Source organism: Mesorhizobium sp. M7A.F.Ca.US.006.04.2.1 (genome assembly GCF_004022915.1).
Taxonomy (GTDB): Bacteria; Pseudomonadota; Alphaproteobacteria; order Rhizobiales; family Rhizobiaceae; genus Mesorhizobium; species Mesorhizobium ciceri.
The window spans coordinates 1-2,900 of record NZ_RZQA01000820.1; the positions used below are offsets into that span (position 1 = coordinate 1).

Sequence of the window (2,900 nt, forward strand, 5' to 3'; positions counted from 1 at the left end):
TCGTATTGCTGGCTGTCTTCATCGTCTTCGAGCTTCGTCAGCGCGAGCCGATGATCGACCTCAGCCTGTTTCGCGTCGGTGCTTTCGCCGGCGCCAATGTGGCGACGTTCTTCCTCTATTTTGCGCTGTCGGCCAACCTTTTCTATCTGCCAATGCTGCTGATCGCCGGCTGGGGGCTGAGCACGGCCGAGGTCGGCTTCATCTTCCTGCCCTTGTCGGCATCGATCGCGCTTTTGTCGGGACCTGTCGGCAAGCTGTCGGACCGGATCGGACCGCGTTTTCCGATCGCCTGCGGCAGCCTGGTCGTGGCTTTTGCGTTTGCCGGGCTGGCCTTGCTCACCTACGCCGGCATCCACAATTTCTGGACGGGAACATTCCCGCTGATGGGGCTGATGGGGCTCGGCATGGCTCTGGTCGTGTCGCCCTTGTCGACCGCGATCATGACGGCGGTGGAGGACAAGGACACGGGGGCGGCCTCCGGCATCAACAATGCCGTCTCACGCATCGGCGGTCTGATCGCGGTGGCGGCGATGGGCTCGCTTGCCGCGTGGGTCTACGCGAATGCACTGGACGCGAGCGCAACCTCCGGCATCCCGGGATTTGGTGAACCGGCGCCAGCCGGGCTTGCCCCGGCCATCGATGCGACAAGGCTCGCCGCCAGCGACGCCGCGTTTGCCGCGGTTTCTTCGGTGACCGCGCTGCTTTGCCTGCTTGCGGCTGTCATCGCCTGGACGACCATTCCCGGTGATCGATTGCCATGGCCGCGAAAGGCCGAAGATACGCCAGGCTGAAGCCGATCAACCATCGATCTTGGCGCTCGCAACCTTCAGCGAATCGCTGTCTTCCTGCTTCAACAGTTCGTCGATGCGTTCGCGTTCGCGCTTGAAGGCGACGAGGTCATCGCCCTTCAGCACCTTGCCGACCGGCAGGCGGACACGCATCGGATCGACCTTGGTGCCGTTGACGATCAGCTCGTAGTGAAGATGCGGGCCGGTGGCGAGGCCGGTTTGGCCGAGGAAGCCGATGGTCTGGCCCTGGCGGACGTGCACGCCCGGTTCGATGCCTTTGGCAAAGGCGCTCTGGTGATTGTATGAGGTTTCGTAGCCATTGGCGTGGCGGATGATGATCTGCTTGCCGTAACCGCCGGCCCAGCCGACCTTCTCGACCGTGCCGTTGCCGGCGGCGATGATCGGCGTGCCGATGGGGGCTGCCCAGTCGACGCCGGTGTGCATGCGGACATAGCCGAGGATCGGATGCCTGCGGGCGCCGAACCCGGAGCGGAATTTCCCGGCGGGCAGGGGATTGCGCAACAGGAACTGCTCGGCACTCGAACCGTCCTCATCGAAATAGTCGGTGCCGCCGTCCTGCATCTGGAAGCGGTAGAAGTTGCGGGTCTGGCCGCCGAACGTCGCCGAGACGTAGAGAAGCTCGGAGCTGTCCGAGGTCTGATCGTCGCCGTCGGGCTGCGAGAACAGGACTTCGATGCGGTCGGCGGGGCTGAGGCGAGACTGGAAGTCGACGTCGGACGCCAGCAGCTTGATCAACCGCTGCGTCATCGCCTTGGACATGCCGTAGGAGTAGGCGGCGCGGTAGATGCCGTCATAGACGTTGGGCAGGTTGCCGCGCACCACCACCGGCGCCGACGAATCATCGAAGGCCGTCAGCAATTCGGGGTTCGGATCCGGTTCCTGCGCCGGCACATACTGGCCGCGATCGTTGAGCGCGATGGTGACGATGTGCTGGGTCCGGTCGTAGACGCTGGTGCGCACGACCTTGGCGGCATCGCCGTGAACCTCGAGGCCGACGCGTAGCACGGTTCCAGCCTTGAGCGCCGTCGCATTGAGCAACTTGGCTATGGCTTCGGCCATTCCGGTGGCGTCTTCCCCTGTGTAGCCCGAATCAGCAAAAGCCTCGGTGACGTCGAGATCCTTGGTGAAGGGGATGATTTCCTCGGCGAAAGCCGGCGCCTGGTCGTCAACGGTGGCTCGCGGCGCCACCGAGACGTTTTCCGGCACGATCTTGACGTCGTAGGAGCCGGCCATGCTCTCGGCAAAGGCTTCGCCGAATCGCTGCGGATCGACATAGTGGAGCGAAGCGACCTGCACGGCGCCGTCGCTGAGGTCGGTGCCGGCCTCGCGCACCACTTTTTCCACCTCGTCGGCGGAGAGGTCGCTCTTTTCGTCGAAGGAAGCCGTGTCGATCGGAAAATCGACGGTCTTCAGGCTCATCTCGCTTTCGACCTTGGCGCCGTAGATCTGGCCGGAAGCGGCCGAGGCCGTCGCCGGCTGGGCATTGTCGTCGCCGTCGTCGCCGAACACTTGCATCGGGTCGAAGGGGGGGTAGGCGCGGCTGGTGGTGTGGCCGGCGGCAAGGGCCATCTTGATCTGCACGAAAGGCATGGTGTGGATGACGTCGCGGTCGCCGACCTTGGTGACCATCGACACTTCCATGCGGCGGCGGTCCTTGGCCTTTGCGATCTGACGTGGCGCCACCAGCCTGGTCGTCTTGGCGACTTCGCCGGAATCTCCGTTGCCGGCAAGGCTGATCAACTCGGCGATCTCGGGTGGGGTGGCCAGCTGCTGGCGGCCGTCAAGAGCGGCGAACAGCGCCACGCCCATCAACACGCTCGAGGTCACGCCAGTGAGAAATGTTCCCGACAGCCAGCGTGCAGAAACCTCTCGCCGGTCGGGCGGGCCGCTGCGGCCATCCGCGATCAGCGGCGGCTCATTGCCGAGTTCGGCTATGACATCTTCCGTGTCTGGCATCCAGAAAGGCTGCTTCTTCCCCGGGCGGAACGGCTTGTCGCTTTTGTTGTGGCCGTGACATTTGCCTGTCATGGCAGGTGAAGTCAACGAAGCGCCAGGCTCCGACCGAATTGCCCCCAGGCACTTCTCCTATAG

The 2,900-nt window shown here is 64.1% G+C and carries 2 protein-coding genes; one reads left to right on the forward strand and one right to left on the reverse strand.

All coding sequences use genetic code 11. The features are described from left to right. Window positions 1-791: MFS transporter (locus EN925_RS30580; RefSeq protein WP_128337158.1), on the forward strand; the 791-nt coding region annotated here is incomplete at its 5' end. 6 nt (window positions 792-797) lie between these two features. Here the strand turns inward: EN925_RS30580 and EN925_RS30585 are convergent. Continuing rightward, window positions 798-2,765, reverse strand: a complete 1,968-nt coding sequence (locus EN925_RS30585; RefSeq protein WP_027163525.1) for a M23 family metallopeptidase — start codon at window positions 2,763-2,765, stop codon at window positions 798-800. Window positions 2,766-2,900 lie beyond the last annotated feature (135 nt).